The sequence below is a fragment of the Fusobacterium sp. DD2 genome (assembly GCF_018205345.1).
Classification (GTDB): Bacteria; Fusobacteriota; Fusobacteriia; order Fusobacteriales; family Fusobacteriaceae; genus Fusobacterium_A.
This window is the reverse complement of record NZ_JADRHM010000006.1, coordinates 35,936-55,462: the sequence shown is the minus strand read 5'-3', so window position 1 is coordinate 55,462 and position 19,527 is coordinate 35,936. Positions and strand designations below refer to the sequence as shown.

Below are 19,527 nucleotides of genomic sequence, written 5' to 3'. Positions count from 1 at the left end.
ACCCCCTTTACTGTTTGTCCAGTAAAAGGGGTACGCATCAGATGTGTAGTCCTTTTTCTTTTATATTATTTTTTGTAGTCGGCAAGTCTTTTATATATCATTGTAGCTGCGCCTTCCATCAATCTCTCTTTAATCTCTTCATCTGTAATACTTTCATAATAATTGGTAGCTATAAGAGTTGCGAATCCATGAGCATACATCCAGGCATCCATGTAAAGTTTTGTTTTAAACTCCTCATCTAACCCTTCAAATCTTTTGTCTTTAGACATCTCATTTTTTATCAGATCTCTAAACTGTCTAATTATCTCATTTCTTTTACCTAAACTCTCTTTCAAAAAGATTGCCTGAAAAAATTCTTTTTCATCCCTTGCAAATATACATATGCCCATCCCAATATTAAGAAATATAAGGTCTGTTGGCTCGCGATTTACATAATCAAGAAACAGTTCTTTAGCTTTTTCTAATAGTTCCTGTTTCAAATCATCTATAGAGGCATAAAAACTATATATAGGTGCAGGTGATGATTTAAGTGATTTGGCAAGATTTCTAGCGCTAATACCATCTATCCCATTGGCTTTAAAAAGCTCAAAAGCCTTTTGATAAACCTGCTCTTTGGTAAATATTGATTTCTTAGGCATTCCTCTCCTCCTCTTTATATTTTATAAAACATTTTCATTAAAATCTTTTTGTATATGAAAGTCCAAATGCTGTTATACTCTTATCATATTTTGGATTAGGTACAGCTCCATGGTATTTTTCATTAAAATGGCCACCTTTTTCAAAGTAGATAAAGTGTGATATTGCGAATACCCACTCTGTATCTTCATCTGGATTATATTTCAAACCAGTTCCTAAAGTTAATGAATTTAATGGATACTCAACATCGTCAAAAGAAGTTTTCTTAGCTCCAGTATTTGCATAGTTAACACTTCCAAGGAAAGCCCACTGTGGATTTAATTTATACTCTGTCCCAAGTGCTATTTCCCATCCATTGTCGTACTCTGCTTCTAATCCATTGATGACAACTCCTTTTAAATCTACTTTTCCTGCTATTCTATCCATCTTAGCATCTTTATTAAAATAATAGTTTCCAGCAAGTGCCATTGTCCAATCATCTGTTACTTTATATGATGCTCCTAAAGCAAGAATAGCTGGTAAATCTCTTCTTTGTTTATGTCCTGGAATATATTCTGGATAGAAATTTCCAAATCCTAAATCTGAAAAGTCAGGTCCTAATTGAGATAATGGAACATTATTCATAGTTCCACTAGCTTTAAAATTAAGTTTTACTCTACTGTCATATCTCATTGCCAAGTTTAATTTCTCTGTAGCTTTATAGTTTAGTCCAAATTGGAAACCATAACCCCATGCAGTTCTTTCAGAGTCTATATCAGCATGAATATTTTTAGCAAATGCATCAATTACAGGATTACCTGGCTGCACTGGAGTCCCTTGAAGATTAATTTTACCTTTTAAACTTCTAAGTCCATAAACCACTCTACCACCAACAGATACTGAAAGTTTGTCATCAAATGCCCAAGCTTTTCCTATAGTTGTTTGAGCATATATATTTTTTCCTTCAGCTGAAGAACCATTATCTGTTAAGTTTTTAAAAGGAAAAGCATATTCACCTTTCGTCAAAAGAGAAAAACCATTTACCCTATTTACCAAATCTGGTATTACAGCAGTTCCAGCTACTCCACTTTTATAGTTAAGGTCTCCACCTCCACCAATTCCACCAAATGTCCAATAAAGTGCTGAATTATCCTGTACCCTATAAGCTGCAAAGTTTGGAATTGGTTGTAAAAGTATAGCTTTATACTCATGTCCGTTGTATTCCATCTTTTCATGTCCAATAGCCAGCTCTGCACCAGCATGCACATAAGTTCCATCTTTAAGATGTACAAGACCAGCTGGGTTATAATAAACAGATGCACCATTTATCATACCGTTTTGAGCCTGGTTACCTAAGTACTCAGGTGTATATGTTTGAATATGATCTATTGACGCTGCATGAGCGGCAGTAGTCATTACAGTTGCCAATGCAAGTAATAATAATTTCTTCTTCATTGTTCCTCCTATATTCTTTAGTAACACATGTAATATAACACATGTTTTTTAATATAAGATTAAGAAATTATTAATTTTTTGTAATAATTAACTGTATGACTCCATTATTATACCACGTCTATAACATATTAACAGCTTTTTCAAATCATTTATCTGATTTTGTAGCTCTTTTCCAATGTCCGTATCTTTAACTCTTATTCTATTTACACTTGTATCTTCTACTATTCTAGTAAAAGAGATAATATCCTTTCCTTCCCTAACTGCTTTTTCTACAGATTCAAAAGGATCATGGCTTATTATTTTAAGTCCATATGAGTTATAAACAAGTGTATATCCTGCAATACCTGTTTGCCTTTGGTAAGCCTTTGAAAAACCACCATCTATAACAAAAAGTTTACCATTGGCCTTCACAGGTTTTTCCCCTTTTAAAGTTTTTACTGGCATATGTCCATTTACTATATGAGAAATATTTGGATTAAGACCAAATTCTTCTAATATCATTCTACAAGTTTCCTCTGTATTGCAGAATGTATAGTATGGATTCTTATTTTCTGTATGTGATTCTTTATCATCTATAAAGTATCTCTCAAATGTTTTCATAGCATCCTTTCCAAATAGTGGAGAATTTTTTCCACACCACAGATACCATAAAAAATCTATCTCATAACTATTTTTTATATTTTTATTTTGAAAATAATATGCCTGTCTCACTATATCTTCTATTTCATCTAGATAACTTTTTCCCTTTACTTTTCTTCCCTTTAATACCACTTCACGAAAATCCCCATTCTCTGTAAGTGGTATACATCCATGATATAATAGATTTGAATTATATTTTAGATAAATACTACCATGTGTCAAGAAAAACTTGATATGTCTTTGAAGCTTTTCACTGTGCACAAAATATCTTGTTAAAGTATCCATTACCATTTTCTCTTCATCAGTTAATTTGTATGGATCTTCCCTGTCAATAGTTGGAAAATTGGTATCATTAAGTTTATACTCTTTTCCATCTATATTAACTATTCCCCTATCATAGTCAATTTTATCCAATAACTGACGTCCCTCAAGATTAAAGTCTGGATGCCTTTTTGATATCTCTCCCTCTATTTTAAACTGTATAATTGAAATTCCCTTATGAATTTTTGACATAAGTTCATCATTGCTGCCATCTTTAGGTTTAAAACTTTCACATTTGTCATCTCTATACTCTGACATTACAAATCTTGCAAGAGGAAGAAGGTTAATACCATAACCTTCCTCTAATATATCTGTATTTGAATATCTTGCACAGATTCTTATTACATTGGCTATACATGCTTTATTTCCAAGTGCAGCTCCCATCCATAGCATATCATGATTTCCCCACTGAATGTCAACGTTATGATGTGCCATCAGTTTTTCCATAATACGATGTGGAAAAGGTCCTCTGTCATAAATATCTCCAATTATATGCAGTTTATCAATTGTAAGTCTTTGTATTAAGTTTGATATTGCTATTACAAAGTATTTAGCTCTTCCCAATGCAATTACAGTATCTATTATGCTCTCTACATATTCCTTTCTATTTGGAAGCTCTCTTCTTTCATACAAAACTTCCTGCAAGACATAGGCAAAATCCTTAGTCATTGCTTTTCTAACTTTAGAACTAGTGTATTTTGAAGCTGTAACACTACAAACTTCAATCATTCTATAGATAATCTTTTTATACCACTTATCCATATTCATCATTGTCTTTGATACATACTCTACTTTTTCCTTAGGGTAATATATCACACTTGCTAATTCTTTTTTTTCAAAATTTCCTATTGTGTCTTGAAATATATCATCTATTTTTGCTCTTATTGATCCTGAACCATTTTTTAAAACGTGATTAAAAGCGTCATATTCTCCATGAATATCTGTTAAAAAGTGTTCTGTTCCCTTTGGTAGATTGAGTATTGCCTGCAAGTTTATTATCTCAGTTGCAGTATCAGGAATATTTTTAAATCTGCTTGATAGCAGCTTTAAATATTTTAATTCCGGATTTTCTCTTTTTAAATCCACTTATAGTCTATCCCTTTATATTGTTTTAGATTTGCTTGTGCAGCTGCAACTATTGCCACCAATACTCTAAATGGAGAACAGCTTACATAATCTAATTTAACACTTTCGAAGAAATCAATACTTTGTGGGTCACCACCATGTTCTCCACAGATACCAATTTCAAGTTCAGGTTTTGATCCTCTTCCAAGTTCAACAGCAAGTTTAACAAGTTTTCCTACTCCTCTTTCATCTATAGTAGCAAATGGTTCAACTTTTAATATTCCATTTTCTGAGTATTCAGTCATAAATTTAACTGAGTCATCTCTTGAAAGTCCCATAGTTGTCTGAGTCAGGTCATTTGTTCCAAAAGAGAAGAAATCTACATCTCTTGCTATTTCATCAGCTAGAAGACAAGCTCTAGGTGTTTCCATCATAGTTCCTATCTTATAATCTATTCTGATATTATGCTCTTTTAATACTTTTTCTATCTCTTCTTTTATATTCTTCTTAATAAATAGTAGTTCTTTAGCACCTATAATAAGAGGTAGCATTATCTCTGGTTTAAGTTTTGTAATTCCCTCTTTTGCACACTCTATTGCAGCTTCTATAACTGCTCTAGCCTGCATATTATAAAGTTCTGGACGTGTTACTGCAAGTCTACATCCTCTGTGCCCTAACATAGGGTTAGCATCTTTAAGATTTACTATTCTTCTTTCCATCTCTTCTAAAGATACACCTAAAATCTCTGCCATTTTCTCTTTATCCTTTGGTTCTTTTGGTAAAAATTCATGTAGAGGTGGATCTAAAAGTCTTACTATTACAGTATTATCTTCAACAACTTTAAATATTTCATAGAAATCTTTTACCTGCATATCATGCATTTCATGCAGTGCTTTTTCAACCTCTTTCGGATCCTTACTAAGTATCATCTGTCTTATTGTCCAGATTTTATCTTCCTGGAAGAACATGTGCTCAGTTCTGCAAAGTCCTATTCCTTCTGCTCCAAAGCTCTTACCAAGTTTTGCATCTGCAGGAGTATCTGCATTCATTCTAACTTTAAGTCTTTTTATTTCCTGACACCATTTTACAAATTTCTTAAGATTATCATCAAATTGAGGAGCACTAAGTTCAACTTTACCTAGGAATATCTCACCAGTATATCCATTGATAGAGATATACTCTTCCTCTTTAACAGTATATCCATTGATATACATCTCTTTTTTAATATCATTTATTTTAATATCTCCACAACCAGTTACACAGCATTTACCCATTCCACGTGCAACAACTGCTCCATGAGATGTAACTCCACCTTTTACTGTAACAATTCCTTCTGCTTCACTTATCCCTTTAATATCTTCTGGAGAAGTCTCTTCTCTAACAAGTATTGTCATTGCTCTAGTATCTGTTTTTTCTGATGAGAACATAACTCTTCCAATAGCAACTCCTGCTGATCCAGGAAGTCCTTTTCCTAAAAGTGTAGCTTTTTTCACAGCTTCTGGTTTAAAGTTACCATGTAGCAGTTGAGGAAGTGTATTTGCATCTACTTTTAATATTGCTTCCTCTTGAGTTAAAAGCCCCTCTTCTACCATATCTACTGCAATTTTAACTGCTGCATATGGACTTCTTTTACCATTTCTAGTTTGTAAAAGGAATAATTTTCCATTTTCAATTGTAAATTCTATATCCTGCATATCTTTATTGTGTTTTTCTAAAATACCAGCAAGTTTAATAAATTCATCATATATTTCTGGTAGTTGCTCTTTTAATCTTTCAATAGGTTCTGGAGTTCTTATACCAGCAACAATATCTTCACCTTGAGCTTCAAGAAGGTACTCACCAAATACATGATTTTCTCCAGTAGATGGATCTCTTGTAAATGCAACTCCAGTTCCAGATTTTTCATTTAAGTTTCCAAATACCATCTCTTGAACAACTACTGCTGTACCTAAATTATCATCTATTTTATGAATTCTTCTATAAACTATTGCTCTTTCATTATTCCATGATTTAAATATCGCATTAATTGCCAGGAATAATTGATCTTTTGGTTCTTCAGGGAATTTTTGTCCTGTTTTTTCTTCAAATATTTTCTTTCCAGCTTCTATTAATTTTTGATGAGTAAAGTCTTTTGACTCTTTCATTTCTCTTTTCTTTTCAAAGAACAAATCTTTATCTATTCCCATTACTATTTCTGAAAACATCTGAATAAATCTATAGTATGACTGATATACGAAATCTTCATCTTTAAAAATTTCAATCATGCTTTCTGCTGTCTTATCATTCATCCCAAGATTTAAAATTGTATCCATCATTCCAGGCATAGAGATTGGAGCCCCTGATCTAACTGATACAAGAAGCGGATTTTTTCCACCAAATTGTTTTCCTGTTTTTTTCTCAAGCTCATCTAATTTAATTAGAATTTCACTTTCAAGCTCTTTTGAAATTTTTTCTCCATCTTTATAATAATCTTTACACGCATCTGTAGAGATTATTATACCTTCTGGTATAGGTAGACCTATTTTTGACATTTCAGCAAGGTTTCCACCTTTTCCACCTAAAATGTTTATCATTCCCTTGTTTCCTTCGTTAAATGAGTAGACTTTCTTCATCAATTATCCCCCTTATTTTTATCAAAATATTCCAAAAATAATTTTGTAATATTTGTTTTGGTTACTCTTCCTACTAATTTATATATAACTTTATTTTTATTTTGCACTATTCTTACTACAGGCAAAGAGTCTATCTGATGGTTTATTATTTTTCTTACACCAGCAATTATCTCTTCATCCTCCTCACAGAAAATTATATTAGGCATTCTTGTCATTATTATACTTATTGGAACTTTAGTTATATCTGTTTTTCCAATAGCTATCTTTAACAAGTCTTTTCTAGATACAATTCCTGTTAGACTTTCGTTCTCAGTTATAAATATAGTTCCAACGTCTTTTAAAAACATTTCAAGAATTGTATCATATACAGATAGTTTGGAATCTACTGAAACCACTTCTCCCATAATATCCTTTATATATTTTCTTTCATCCTGTCCCTGATATATATAACCAACTCTGGTTTTAGATTTTAATATCCCCTTTGAAGTTAGTACTGAAAAATCAGTTCTCAAAGCTGATCTTGTAAGAGATAATTTTTTAGCAATCTCATCTCCTGTAATAGGCTGAGATTTTTTTACAATTTCCGCTATTTTCTCCTGCCTGGGTGTTAGTAACATTTTTCCTCCTATTTTTATTAGTGCACATTATTTATAATTGTTTTATTGTGCACAAATCTCTTTTGTTGCATACGTTATATATAACATTATTAAAAGAATAAGTCAACCTCTTTATAAGTGTGCACTATTTAATCATTTGTATTTATTGGTGTTTTAGTGATATAATAAATTTATATATTTTTATTCAAGGAGTGCTGAAATGGGAAAATTTATTTTTTATTACTCAGTTGTAGGAGCAAGAAAAAGTGCTGAACTTATTTTAACTGCTCATAGAAATAATATGGCTGGAAAAAAAGTTGCTGTATTCCAACCAGAAACAAATACTCGTGATGGAGGGGTAATAAAGAGTCGGGCATTAAAAGAGAGCTGTAAAGCAATAATCCTCACTAAGGATTTTGACCTTTATAAATGGTGGCTGGAACACAAACCCAATCTTATTCTTATAGATGAGGTACAGTTTATTACAAAATCACAGGTAGATGAACTTGTAAAGATTATTAAAGATTCTAAAACTCTGGTATTTGCATATGGACTTATGTCTAACTTCAAGGGACAGTTATTTGAAACTGTAGGATATATGCTTCCCTTTGTAACTAAAATTGTAGAAATCCCAACTGTATGCGAGATGTGTGGAGATGCAAAAGCTACTATGAATCTTTTAATTGATGACAGCAAAAATGTTGATGGTGGAGAAATAATAATTGGAAACCACTTTAAAGGTGTCTGTCTTAAGTGTTTTATGAATCATAAAAAATAATAAAAAATTTTTATCCAGCTATTTAAAATAAATATGCTGGTTTTTTTATTCTCTTTTAAAAAAATAGGTATAAAAATCGAGCAAATTTCCTATAAAAAAATATGGTTATGATTAAAAATTGAATGTTTGAAATATGAATTTAAATATGATATAATTTCTAAAGATAGAGAATAAAAAGAGGTAATCTATGAATACTAATTTCTTGACAAAATTAAAATATAATGCCTATTATTTGATGTTTATCCTTTCAGAAAGAAAAAAGGAGCAAAAAGAAACAAATCCAGTAGCTCAAAGATTTTTAAAATATAATAACTTAAGGGTTTTAGATGCTATTAAAGGTAAAAAAATAAACAAAGTTTTAATTTTACTACCACACTGTATTCAAAATTATAATTGTCCTTTTAAAATTACATCTGATATAGAAAACTGTAAGAAATGTGGACAATGTGTGATAGGTGATTTTTTGAACATAAAATCTAAGTTTCCTGTAGAAATTAAAATTGCAACTGGGGGAACCCTTGCAAGAAAGCATATACGGGATATTAGACCAGATCTTGTTATGGCCGTTGCCTGTAAACGTGATCTTATGTCTGGTATTCATGATGCATTTCCAGTAAAGGTTTTAGGTATTTTTAATGAAATTCCTAATGAACCCTGTGTTAATACAACAGTTTCAATAAAGAAAATTGAAGAGTATTTAAATGAGATATTCTAAATTAATGGCACAAACATTCAGGAGGTAGGACTTGAAAAGAAAATATTTTGCAACAGCTCTTATTTTTGCATTGAGTATGGCCTCTTTCGCTTCTGAAAGAGATGACTTAAAATTTGTAGACGAACTTTATAAACAGAAAAACTTTGATATGGCTATTGTTGAATCTAAAGAGTTTTTAGATAAATATCCAACATCTAAATATAATAAAAGCATTATGGATAGAATTGCAAAGGTATATTTTTTACAGGAAAACTATGACGATGCGATTAAATATTTTAAAATGCTTCTTATGACTGGGGATTTGGGAAGAAAAGAAAAACCAGAGATAGAGTATTATCTTGTAAGATCTTATGCTGCCCTTGGTGATAAAAACACAAGTATGGAATATTTAAAACTTATAGATCCTAAAAATGATTATTATGATAAAGCTATTCTAGACAGTGCTACTGCTTATCTTGCTAAAGAACATTATAAAGATGCAGAAGATGCATATGCACTTATCAGTAAAGATAGCAAATATTACAGTGATGTCCTTTTAAACATGGCCTTACTATCATATAATCAGAAAAATTATGATCAGTGTATAAACTATGTAGAAAAATATTCAAATGAAAGAGGTAAAAAGCACAAGGAGTTTATGTATTATCTTCTTGGTTCTGCATATTACAAAAAGAATAATATTGATTCTGCAATAGAGGCATTTGATAAGGCTATTGATGCAGATAAAGATAGTGCATATGGCCAAAGAGCAATCCTTAACCTAATTGAAATTTATAGTAACAGAGGGGATATTAAAACAACTGAAGAAAAAATTGCACTTTTAAAAAATCCAACTGACTATAATGAAGGATTAAGAATACTTGGTGATTCATATGCTACAAAAGGAGAATATGAAAAAGCAATAGAGTATTATAGCCAAATAAAAGATCTAAATAATCCAAAGCTACTATACAGCTATGGATTTTCACTTTTTAAATTAGGAAGACTTAAAGAAGCTCAGACATATTTTGAAAGTCTTAAAAATACATCATACTACAATCAGGCTATGTACTATATATTTGCAATAGACTATCAGTTAAAAAATTACAAAAAAATAATTGATAATAGAGAAGAGATAAAAAGGGTTATTGTAAATCAACAGGATACTGAAAGCATAAATCTTATTATAGCTAACTCAGCATATGAACTTGGAAAACTGAATCTTTCCAGAGATTATTATGGAAGAATGTATGCAGCTAATCCAAATGCTGAAAATCTTTATAGAATACTTATCATAGATAACAAAATAGAAGATCTTGAAGATATGCAGATAAGATTTAATGAGTATAAGAATAAATTCTCTGCTGCTGGAGAGAAAAAGAAAAATATATATCTTGCAATGGGAGAGCTTTATTATAAAAAAGGCAAGTTAGATGAAGCTGCTAATGTATATAAGGAATATTTAGGTACAAGCCAGGATTTTGATATTTTAAATAACCTTATTACAACTTTACTTGCAGGAAAAAAATATGATGAGATGCTTGAATACTTATCTCAAATGGATGACGCACTTGATAACATGTATCTAAAAGGGGTAGCCTATATAGGTATTGGAAAATATAATGAAGCTGCTGAGTATTTTAAAAAAATAGAAGAAACTCCAAATGTATCACCAGAGCTTTTGGAAAAGGTTCAAATAAATAAAGTAAGAAATCGTTTCTTAGCAGAAGATTATAAAAATGCCATAGGAAATGCTGAAGTTTATATACATGAATATCCACAGGGAGAAAATGTTGGAGAAGCATTAGATAAGATGGCAATAAGTTATTTCAGATTAGATGACTTTGATAAGAGTAGAGAAACTTATGAACGTTTAAAAACTATTCCAGGATATGAAGAGTATGCTCAATTCCAAATTGCTGACAGCTATTATGGACAGAAAAATTATGAAAAAGCTATGGAAAACTACTCTTTAGTAGCACACAATTTCCCAAATGGAAAGTATACTGAAAATGCTAATTACTGGTATCTTAATTCTCTTGTTAATCTTGGAAATATAGATCAGTTTGAGATTGAGAAAAAGGCTTTTCTGGAAAGATATCCAAATAGTCCTATGAAAGAGAATATCTATATTCTTTCAGGTCAAATCTATGAAAATAGCGGAAATGCTGATAAAATAATTAAGAACTACAGAGCACTTTATGAAAATGCAAAAAATGATAATGTAAAAGAAGAGGCAGCTACTAAAATATTAGATGCACTTCTTGCACAAAATAAAGTAGAAGAAGCAATGGAAAGTGTTTCAAATGTTAAAAATGAAGAGATTAAAGGATATTACAAATCTTTAATTCTTGAAAGAGAAAATAAGAAAGAGGAAGCTATAAAAGAGTACGAAAAACTATTCCAGGGAACTAAATACAAAGAGATGGCTGGAATAAAACTTGGAGATTACTATTTTGATAAGAAAATCTATGACAAGGCAAAAATCTACTACACTGGAGTAGATGAACTTGAAAATAGTAGATATAAAGATTTTGTATTACTTCAGCTTTCCACTATTAATGAACTGCAGGGAAAAAATAAAGATGCATTGAGAGGTTATACAAAAGGATATGTAATGTATAACGGAAATTACAGTAAGATTTCAAAATTTAAAGCAGCACAAGTTGCTGAAAAACTTCAAAACAATAAAGAAGCTGAAAAACTTTATAAAGAGCTTTATGATGACAAAGACTTTGAACACAGAGATTTTGCTCTGGAGAAATTACTCTATTTCTCTTTAAAAAGACAAAATAAAGTTCAGGCTAAAAAATATTTTACAGAATTACAAAAGTTAGATAAACAAGCAGCAAGTAAATATAATCAATTTTTTAATAATTAGGAGGTACTCAATATGAAAAAGATAATGGCAGCTTTATTTTTAGTATCAACAATGGTAGCATTAGGTACACAAGAGGATGTTACAACAATAGGTAAAGAGGTACAAGGGGTAAATAAGGAACAACTTGAAATGAAAGAGATTGAAACTAACGACGTGCTTTTGAAAAATCAAAATATTCAATCTGGTGCAATTAAAGTTACTAACGATAACTTTCAAAATCAGAATCAAAAGATAAAAGTGGTTCAGGGACAAAAAAATGCTCTTGAAAAAGAACTTTCACAAGGTGTAGAAGAGAAATCTTTCATAAAATATATAATCGGCGGAATCGCTGTAGTAGCTTTAATAATAGCTCTATAATCCAGGAGGTAATTAACAATCATGTACTATTTAACAAACGGCGGATTACTAATGTATTTTATCCTCATTATGTCAATAATTGGTCTTAGTGCTATTATTGAGAGGCTGATATACTTCTTTAGAAATGAAAAAAACAATAAAAGCGGACTTCCTAATGAAGTTAAAGGGTGCCTTGATAACGGAGATATTAAAAATGCTCTTATAATTGTAAATAAGGAGCATTCTTCAACATCTAAAGTAATAAAGGATGTACTTATTGAGATATATAAAAATCCAAGTGCAAGTCCTGCAAAACTTGAAGAAAAAGCAAAAGAAAAGGCTATGATTCAACTTAAATACTTAGAAAGAAATATGTGGATTATATCTTTAACAGCTCACCTTACTCCACTACTTGGATTACTAGGTACAGTTACAGGTATGATTAAAGCATTCCAGGCAGTGGCATTACATGGAACTGGAGATCCAGCAGTCCTTGCAAATGGTATTTCAGAAGCTCTTTTCACAACAGCAGGAGGATTATTTGTAGCTATTCCGGCTTTGATATTCTACAACTACTTCAACAAAAAGATAGATAGAATAGTTGGAGATATGGAGATAACTACAACTGAACTTATTAATCATTATAGAGGGTAGGAGAAGATTTAGATATGAAAATTGAAAGACAAAGAAGAAAAGGAGAGCTAATTCTTGAACTTACTCCTTTGATAGACGTTGTGTTTCTTTTACTGATATTCTTCCTGGTAGCTACCACCTTTGATGATATGAAAGCTGGTATTAAAATAGATTTACCACAATCTACTATAAAGGAGATTTCAGATATTAAAGAGATTCAAATCCTGGTTGATAGAAATAAAAACATGGTTATGAATTTCAAAGAAAATGGTAAAACACAACAGATTCCTGTAAACAAGGATAGTTTAAAAAGCAAACTTGCAGAAAAACTTGACAAAATGCAGGATAAAAATGTTATTATAAGTGCTGATAAAAAATTAGACTATGGTTACATTGTAGATATTATGACAATCTCTAAAGAGGCAGGAGCACAATCATTAGATATTGATACTTCTAGCAAAAGATAGGAGGACAAAATGAGAAGAGAAGATGGCATAAGTTTTTTCCTATCCATTATAATCAATATCATTATTCTTCTCCTGATACCAAGTCTAAGTGCTAAGCATGTAGCTAATAAAAAAATAAAAATTGGACTTGTAGCTTATGACAACAGGGATAAAAAAGTCTTTGATGGAAAGAAAAACAGCAATAGTCAACAGAAAAAAATCACTTCTGAAATTGATAAAAATAAAAAAACTGCTGAGCCTAAAAAAGATGAAAAACCTAAAAAGGACCCAAATAAAGTCGACTTGGCAGCTCTTGACAGTATTGCCAAAAAAATTGTAGCTCCTAAAGTTGATGTCTTAAGCGTTGCAAAAGCTGAAAGAGAAAATAAAACTCTTGTAACTCCTAAAAAACAGTATGAACAGATAAAAAGTTCTACTCCTAAACCAGAACTGAAAAATGATATTAAGCTGGAAAAAGAACCTATCCCTGAAAAAATAGAAAATCTTGATTTAAATAATGATAAGATTAAATTTAACTCAGAAGCAGGAAAGGATCAGGAATTTGATAGAATTCTACATTTTTCAGATGGAACAGAAGGACTTCCAAGTGGTTATAGGCTTGGAACAGAGGATGGAGATATTGTAGCTAGATGGGATAATAGTAATAAGGAGCCTGTATATCCTGAAAGTGCTCAGGCAAGAGGTCTTCATGGAACAGTTAAAATAAGAATGAATATTGATGAAAATGGAAATGTTCGTAGTTTAAAACTTGAAAAAGGTAGTGGAGTCCCTGAAATTAATAACGCTATTGAAGAAGTTGGAAGAACATGGAAAATTTATTTAAGTAAAAATGGACTTAATGTCCAAGGTGATGTTATACTAGAATATAACTTTGTTTTAAAATAATTTTATTAGAATAAAAGAGGTGGCTAAAATTGGTTCTTTTAGGATTTAGATTAGAAAAGAGCTTGAGAGAGGAATTAGAAAACAATTTTGAAAATGAACTTACTTTTGCTGAGGACATTACAAAATTTGTTGACTGTCTAAAGACAAAAAAATACGAGATTATAGTAATTGAAGAAAAGAATTTACAGGAAGAAGCTCTGATTAATCTTATTAAAATGGTAAGAGAGCACCAAAAAAAAGGTGTTATAATTGTACTTGGAGAAACTTCTAACTTAAAAGTCGTAGCTGGAAGTATTAAAGCAGGTGCATATGACTATGTACTAAAACCTTTAGAGGCTCCTGAAATAGTAAAAATACTGGAAAAGTCTGTAAAAGATTTTAAACTGTTAGCTGAAAGAATAGATAAACATAAAAGCACAGGAGATAAGCTGATAGGACAAACTAAACAGATTGTTGAACTTTATAAAATGATAGGTAAAGTGGCAATGAGTAGACTTCCAGTTCTAGTATTTGGAGAAAAAGGAACAGGAAAAACAAGTGTGGCTAAAGCAATACACCAATTTAGCGATTGGTCTGGCAAACCTTTAATAAGTCTTAACTGTACTTCATACCAAAATGATCTACTAGCTAGAAAATTATTTGGATATGAAAAAGGAGCATTTAAAGGAGCAGTTTTCCCACAAATTGGAGAACTTGAAAAAGCTAATGGTGGAACACTACACCTTGGTAATATTGAATCTTTAAGTTTAGATATGCAATCTAAGATACTTTATTTTCTTGAAGAGGGTAAATTCTTCAGATTAGGTGGAGCAGAACCTATAGAGATAGATATAAGAGTGGTAGCTACAACTTGTGTAAACCTTGAGGAACTTATAAATCAAGGAAAATTTATAGATGAACTTTATAGAAAATTAAGAGTTTTAGAAGTAAATATTCCACCTTTAAGAGATAGAAAGGATGATATTCCACTTATAATTGACCACTATCTTATTGAATGTAATGATGAACTTCATAAAAATATCAAAGGTATCAGTAAACCAGCACTTAAAAAAATATTAAGATATGACTGGCCTGGCAATGTAAATGAACTTAAAAATGCAGTTAAATCTGCTGTTGCACTTTGCCGTGGTACATCTGTTTTAATAGATGATTTACCTAGCAATGTACTTGGTACTAAGATAACAAAGAAAAAGGGAGATGCACTTACATCTGATTTAAAAGAATGGATTAAAAGTGAAATCGATGTCTTTAAGAAAAATAATCAGAAGGATTATTATGGTAATATAATTTCCAAAGTAGAAAAAGAGCTTATTCGTCAGGTATTGCAAATTACTAATGGTAAAAAAGTAGAAACTGCAGAGATACTTGGAATAACAAGAAATACTTTGAGGACAAAAATGAGTAATTATGGTTTGGAGTAATGAAATATGCATATAACTTTATATAGAAAATACCGTCCTAAAAACTTTGAAGAGATGGCTGGTCAAAAAGAGATAGTTAGAACTATTAAAAACTCTCTTAAAAATGGAAAAACATCCCATGCTTATCTTTTTACAGGACCTAGAGGAGTTGGAAAGACTACTCTTGCAAGACTTATTGCAAAAGGGGTAAACTGTCTTGAAAGTGAAGTGACAGATGAGCCATGCAACAAGTGTGAAAACTGTCTTGCAATAAACAATGGTACCTTTATGGATATGATAGAGATTGACGCAGCTTCAAATAGAGGTATTGACGAGATAAGACAGCTTAAAGAAAAGATAAATTATCAGCCTGTTAAAGGACGTAAAAAAATATACATAATAGACGAGGTTCATATGCTTACAAAGGAAGCTTTTAATGCTCTTTTGAAGACCTTAGAAGAACCTCCTGAACATGTTATCTTTATTCTTGCTACTACTGAAGTGGACAAAATTCTTCCAACAATAGTATCAAGATGTCAAAGATATGATTTTAAAGCTCTTTCTATGGAAGAGATGAAAGAAAAACTTAAATATATTTGTGAACAGGAAAAGATTGACACTGAAGATGATATTTTTGAAATAATATATGAAAACTCTGGGGGAAGTATGAGAGATGCCATATCAATTTTAGAAAGATTGATGGTAACATGTCTCAATGAAAAAATCACAGTGGAAAAATGTGAAACTGTATTAGGTGTTACCCCTGTCAAACAGATGAAAGACTTTTTAGAAAAAGTCCAAAAAAGAGATTATGTTGCTTTAGTTAAAACTTTAGACAACTATTGGAATGAATCAATTGAAATAGAGGACTTTTTTAAAGATTTTGCAAAATATTGTAAAAATCTTATGTCAAAAAATCAGCTTGATATAAAAGAGGGATTATCGATAATTGATAATATATTTACATCTCTTAGCAAGTTTAAATATGAGGAAGATAAAAGACTTGTTGGATATGTAATTATTGATAATCTTTTAAAATCAACTCAGCCTGTTGCTGAAAAAGTTATTGAAAAAATAGTAGAAAAGCATGTTGAAGCACAACCTGTTAAAGCCGCTTCACCTGCACCATCTGATTCTTTAGAAGGTGTCACTTTAGAGCAAATTTCTAGAAAATGGAATGACATTGTTAAAGAAGCAAAAAAAGAGAAGATTACTTTAGGAGCTTTCTTAATTGCTGCTAAACCTTATAAAGTTGAAGGTGATACTCTCTATATTGGGTTTAATCCAGAGAGCACTTTCTGTAAGGAACAGATGGAAAATAAAATGTATCACGAAGTTTTCTTAGAAGTTGTAAAAAAATTAGTTAATCCTAAAATTAAGATAAAATATATAACTGTTGGGAAGAAAAAAGCAACTGAAGATGACAATAGTGACTTTACTAAAAAAATAGTTGATTTTTTCGGTGGAGAAATCATGGTATAATAAACACTTAGGAGGAAACAATGTTTTTATTAAATACTTTTACAATAGTTATATTATTTATTTTATCCTTATTACTGCCAATTACAGGTTTTTTATTGCCAGTATATAAAATAAAAAAAATGAAAAATATGACATTTAAATCAAAACTAATAGTTAATATTTTAGCTATGGTAATAATTGGAATTATAGACCCTATCCTTTTAGGAGTCTATCTCATGTTCTTTATATTAATTGAAGCACTTTATCACTACTTCAATTATTTGAGACCTAATACTAAGCAATTTGATAGGATTATTATTACGTCATTAGCAGTAACAGTATTAATGGGAGTATTTCTATATACCCTTGTTACACATATAGATATTAACTTTGATGCAGTGTTTACTGAATTTTACAGTAAATATCTGGATTTTGATTCTATTGAAACAAGACAGTTTATAACTTATATTAAAAATAATTCTCTTTATTATCTATTTGACTACGCTATGATATCTGTATTTTTTATGTATATCTCAGTAGATGTAGATAATTATAAAAAATGGGATGTATCTTTTGAGTGGCTTCTTTTATACATTGTGCCATTCTTTCTCATCCATATTTTCAAACTTGAGAATTTTTATACACATAATTTATTACAAATTGGACAGGTTATTTTTATATTCTTTGGAGTAAAAACAGTTTACAGTTTTTTAACAAAGTTTGTAAAATTTAGATTTTTAAATAACTTTGTCTCATTTGGACTTGCATTATCATTCCCATTTGCTTCATTTATAATTGGAGTACTTGGAGGATTTTTTCTTAAAAAACCACAAAAAAACATAAAATAATTGGAGGACAAAAATATGGCAAAAGTACAAGTTATCTTAACAGAAGATGTTGCAGGACAAGGAAGAAAAGGAGACGTAATATCTGTATCTGACGGATATGCACACAACTTTATTGTTAAAAATAATAAAGGTATAATTGCAACACCAGAAGAAATGAAAAAAATAGAAAATAGAAAGAAAAAAGCAGCTAAAAGAGAAGCTGAAGAAAAAGTTAAAGCTGAAGAAGTTAAAAAAATATTAGAAAGCAGAAAAATTGAAGTACCTGTTAAAACAGGAGACAATGGAAAATTATTTGGAGCTATTACAAATAAAGAGGTTGCTGCTGCAATTGAATATTCTTTCAATATTAAAATTGACAGAAAAAAAATTGATTGCAATATAAAATCATTAGGTGACCACGTAGCTACTGTAAAACTTCACACAGATGTTAAAGCTGAGGTAAAAATAATCGCTGTAGCTCAATAGTAAATTAAGGAGTTCAATATGCCAAATATAGAAGATTTAAAAAGAATTCCAAGCAGTATAGAGGCTGAGAGATCAGTTCTAGGAGGAATATTCTTACGGCCAGATGCCTTTGGTGATATTGTAGGAATGCTTAGTCCTGCAGACTTCTATAAAAATGCCCATGCTCTTATATATGAAGCTATGCGTGATGTCTATAATAGCGGAACTAAAATCGATGCTGTAGTTGTTGCTAATAAACTCAAAAAAAATGAAAAATTTGATGAGATAATTGGGGATCAGCTTCTTTATGAAATAATTACAGAGGTCCCTACTGCAGCAAACGTTATGGAATATGCTAAAATAGTAAAAGAGAAGGCAACATTAAGAAAGCTTGGAGAAGTTGGAACTAAAATTGTTGAACTTGCATATGAAGGATATGAAGAAGTAGATAACATCCTGGATAAAGCTGAAGGACTTATATTTAAGATTTCAGAAAATGCAGACAATAAAGATCTTGTCAGCTTAAAAGATGTTATTGCTCAGGAGTTTGTAAGACTTGAAAAAGTATATCAAAATAAAGGAGTAGCCACTGGAATCTCAAGTGGTTATTCTGATTTTGACCAGATGACCAGTGGATTTCACGAATCTGACCTTATAATATTGGCCGCAAGACCAGCTATGGGAAAAACAGCCTTTGCACTTAACATCGCTTTAAATGCAGCTATGAAAAGTGAAAAAGCTGTTCTTCTTTTCAGTCTTGAGATGTCTAGTTCACAATTGTTGCAAAGACTTTTAGCTATTGAAGCTGGAATCGCTTTGCAAAAGATTAGAAATGGATTTTTAGATCCTGATGATTGGGGAAAGTTAGGACTTGCAAGTATGAAATTATCTAACTCTGAAATAAATATTGCCGATTTGCCCAATGTCAATGTTCTTGAGATAAGAGCTATTGCCAGAAGACTTAAAGCTGCTGGAAAACTTGATATGATAATAATTGACTATCTGCAACTTATAAGAGGAAGCAGTAGCAAGGGAGATAGCAGACAACAGGAAATTTCTGAAATATCAAGAGCATTAAAGGGTATTGCAAGAGAACTTGATATACCTATAATTGCTCTTTCACAGCTTTCGAGAGCCCCAGAAATGAGAGCTGATAGAAGACCTATGCTTTCAGACTTAAGAGAGTCTGGAGCCATAGAACAAGACGCAGATATGGTTATATTCCTTTACAGAGATGATTATTACAATGAAGAGTCTGAAGATAAAGGTATAACAGAAGTAATCATTGGTAAACAGAGAAATGGACCCGTTGGAACAGTTAAACTTAGATATTTCCACGAATACACCAAATTTGAAGGCTTTACTACAATGGTTGATTAATTTAGGAAGGATGATTA

17 protein-coding genes are annotated in these 19,527 nt (G+C 31.0%); 12 read left to right on the top strand and 5 right to left on the bottom strand.

Annotation, left to right across the window (positions count from 1 at the left end; translation table 11 throughout):
* Window positions 1-65: 65 nt before the first annotated feature.
* The 5 genes from IX290_RS01915 to IX290_RS01895 form a co-directional block, all read right to left on the bottom strand.
* Window positions 66-638 carry a TetR/AcrR family transcriptional regulator gene (locus IX290_RS01915; protein WP_211491514.1) on the bottom strand — a complete coding sequence of 191 codons (573 nt, stop codon included), beginning with the start codon at window positions 636-638 and terminating at the stop codon, window positions 66-68.
* Between the two features lie 37 nt (window positions 639-675).
* Entirely contained in the window at window positions 676-2,070 is a 1,395-nt protein-coding gene (locus IX290_RS01910) for an outer membrane protein transport protein (RefSeq protein WP_211491513.1), read from the bottom strand.
* A gap of 87 nt (window positions 2,071-2,157) precedes the next feature.
* Window positions 2,158-4,116: a fructose-1,6-bisphosphatase gene (locus IX290_RS01905; RefSeq protein ID WP_211491512.1), complete on the bottom strand. Its 1,959-nt coding sequence runs from the start codon at window positions 4,114-4,116 to the stop codon at window positions 2,158-2,160.
* On the bottom strand, window positions 4,107-6,707 hold the full coding sequence (gene ppdK, locus IX290_RS01900; protein ID WP_211491511.1) for a pyruvate, phosphate dikinase: 2,601 nt from the start codon (window positions 6,705-6,707) through the stop codon (window positions 4,107-4,109). Before ppdK ends, IX290_RS01905 begins: the two co-directional genes overlap by 10 nt.
* Entirely contained in the window at window positions 6,707-7,324 is a 618-nt protein-coding gene (locus tag IX290_RS01895; protein ID WP_211491510.1) for a helix-turn-helix transcriptional regulator, read from the bottom strand. Before IX290_RS01895 ends, ppdK begins: the two co-directional genes overlap by 1 nt.
* Window positions 7,325-7,523: 199 nt before the next feature.
* Between IX290_RS01895 and IX290_RS01890 the strand changes: the two genes are divergently transcribed.
* The 12 genes from IX290_RS01890 (at window position 7,524) to dnaB (ending at window position 19,510) form a co-directional block, all read left to right on the top strand.
* A complete protein-coding gene (locus IX290_RS01890) occupies window positions 7,524-8,081 on the top strand; it encodes a hypothetical protein (protein ID WP_211491509.1) in 558 nt (185 codons plus the stop codon).
* A 187-nt stretch (window positions 8,082-8,268) separates the two neighbouring features.
* Window positions 8,269-8,796 (top strand): DUF116 domain-containing protein, encoded by a 528-nt coding sequence (locus IX290_RS01885; protein WP_211491508.1) that lies wholly within the window; start codon window positions 8,269-8,271, stop codon window positions 8,794-8,796.
* A gap of 31 nt (window positions 8,797-8,827) precedes the next feature.
* A complete protein-coding gene (locus IX290_RS01880) occupies window positions 8,828-11,656 on the top strand; it encodes a tetratricopeptide repeat protein (protein WP_211491507.1) in 2,829 nt (942 codons plus the stop codon).
* Between the two features lie 12 nt (window positions 11,657-11,668).
* Window positions 11,669-12,013, top strand: coding sequence for a hypothetical protein (locus IX290_RS01875; RefSeq protein WP_211491506.1), 345 nt, complete (start codon window positions 11,669-11,671; stop codon window positions 12,011-12,013).
* Window positions 12,014-12,034: 21 nt separating this feature from the next.
* Window positions 12,035-12,646 (top strand): MotA/TolQ/ExbB proton channel family protein, encoded by a 612-nt coding sequence (locus IX290_RS01870; RefSeq protein WP_211491505.1) that lies wholly within the window; start codon window positions 12,035-12,037, stop codon window positions 12,644-12,646.
* A gap of 14 nt (window positions 12,647-12,660) precedes the next feature.
* Window positions 12,661-13,092: a biopolymer transporter ExbD gene (locus tag IX290_RS01865; protein WP_211491504.1), complete on the top strand. Its 432-nt coding sequence runs from the start codon at window positions 12,661-12,663 to the stop codon at window positions 13,090-13,092.
* Window positions 13,093-13,101: 9 nt separating this feature from the next.
* A complete protein-coding gene (locus tag IX290_RS01860; protein ID WP_211491503.1) occupies window positions 13,102-13,977 on the top strand; it encodes an energy transducer TonB in 876 nt (291 codons plus the stop codon).
* Between the two features lie 29 nt (window positions 13,978-14,006).
* The gene (locus IX290_RS01855; protein WP_211491502.1) at window positions 14,007-15,398 is read left to right on the top strand and encodes a sigma-54 dependent transcriptional regulator; all 1,392 of its coding nucleotides are present in this window, start codon (window positions 14,007-14,009) and stop codon (window positions 15,396-15,398) included.
* 6 nt (window positions 15,399-15,404) lie between these two features.
* Complete coding sequence (dnaX, locus tag IX290_RS01850) at window positions 15,405-16,859, top strand: DNA polymerase III subunit gamma/tau (RefSeq protein ID WP_211491501.1); 1,455 nt, start codon at window positions 15,405-15,407, stop codon at window positions 16,857-16,859.
* 20 nt (window positions 16,860-16,879) lie between these two features.
* A complete protein-coding gene (locus IX290_RS01845) occupies window positions 16,880-17,686 on the top strand; it encodes a hypothetical protein (RefSeq protein ID WP_211491500.1) in 807 nt (268 codons plus the stop codon).
* A 15-nt stretch (window positions 17,687-17,701) separates the two neighbouring features.
* On the top strand, window positions 17,702-18,151 hold the full coding sequence (gene rplI, locus IX290_RS01840; protein WP_211491499.1) for a 50S ribosomal protein L9: 450 nt from the start codon (window positions 17,702-17,704) through the stop codon (window positions 18,149-18,151).
* A gap of 18 nt (window positions 18,152-18,169) precedes the next feature.
* Window positions 18,170-19,510 carry a replicative DNA helicase gene (gene dnaB / locus IX290_RS01835; protein WP_211491498.1) on the top strand — a complete coding sequence of 447 codons (1,341 nt, stop codon included), beginning with the start codon at window positions 18,170-18,172 and terminating at the stop codon, window positions 19,508-19,510.
* Window positions 19,511-19,527: the final 17 nt, after the last annotated feature.

What these genes read in the sequence shown, in the direction of transcription:
- IX290_RS01915 (WP_211491514.1), bottom strand. Translation starts at nt 638, where the DNA reads ATGCCTAAGAAATCAATATTTACCAAAGAGCAGGTTTATCAAAAGGCT.
- IX290_RS01910 (WP_211491513.1), bottom strand. Translation starts at nt 2,070, where the DNA reads ATGAAGAAGAAATTATTATTACTTGCATTGGCAACTGTAATGACTACT.
- ppdK (WP_211491511.1), bottom strand. Translation starts at nt 6,707, where the DNA reads ATGAAGAAAGTCTACTCATTTAACGAAGGAAACAAGGGAATGATAAAC.
- IX290_RS01895 (WP_211491510.1), bottom strand. Translation starts at nt 7,324, where the DNA reads ATGTTACTAACACCCAGGCAGGAGAAAATAGCGGAAATTGTAAAAAAA.
- IX290_RS01890 (WP_211491509.1), top strand. Translation starts at nt 7,524, where the DNA reads ATGGGAAAATTTATTTTTTATTACTCAGTTGTAGGAGCAAGAAAAAGT.
- IX290_RS01885 (WP_211491508.1), top strand. Translation starts at nt 8,269, where the DNA reads ATGAATACTAATTTCTTGACAAAATTAAAATATAATGCCTATTATTTG.
- IX290_RS01875 (WP_211491506.1), top strand. Translation starts at nt 11,669, where the DNA reads ATGAAAAAGATAATGGCAGCTTTATTTTTAGTATCAACAATGGTAGCA.
- IX290_RS01870 (WP_211491505.1), top strand. Translation starts at nt 12,035, where the DNA reads ATGTACTATTTAACAAACGGCGGATTACTAATGTATTTTATCCTCATT.
- IX290_RS01865 (WP_211491504.1), top strand. Translation starts at nt 12,661, where the DNA reads ATGAAAATTGAAAGACAAAGAAGAAAAGGAGAGCTAATTCTTGAACTT.
- IX290_RS01860 (WP_211491503.1), top strand. Translation starts at nt 13,102, where the DNA reads ATGAGAAGAGAAGATGGCATAAGTTTTTTCCTATCCATTATAATCAAT.
- dnaX (WP_211491501.1), top strand. Translation starts at nt 15,405, where the DNA reads ATGCATATAACTTTATATAGAAAATACCGTCCTAAAAACTTTGAAGAG.
- IX290_RS01845 (WP_211491500.1), top strand. Translation starts at nt 16,880, where the DNA reads ATGTTTTTATTAAATACTTTTACAATAGTTATATTATTTATTTTATCC.
- rplI (WP_211491499.1), top strand. Translation starts at nt 17,702, where the DNA reads ATGGCAAAAGTACAAGTTATCTTAACAGAAGATGTTGCAGGACAAGGA.
- dnaB (WP_211491498.1), top strand. Translation starts at nt 18,170, where the DNA reads ATGCCAAATATAGAAGATTTAAAAAGAATTCCAAGCAGTATAGAGGCT.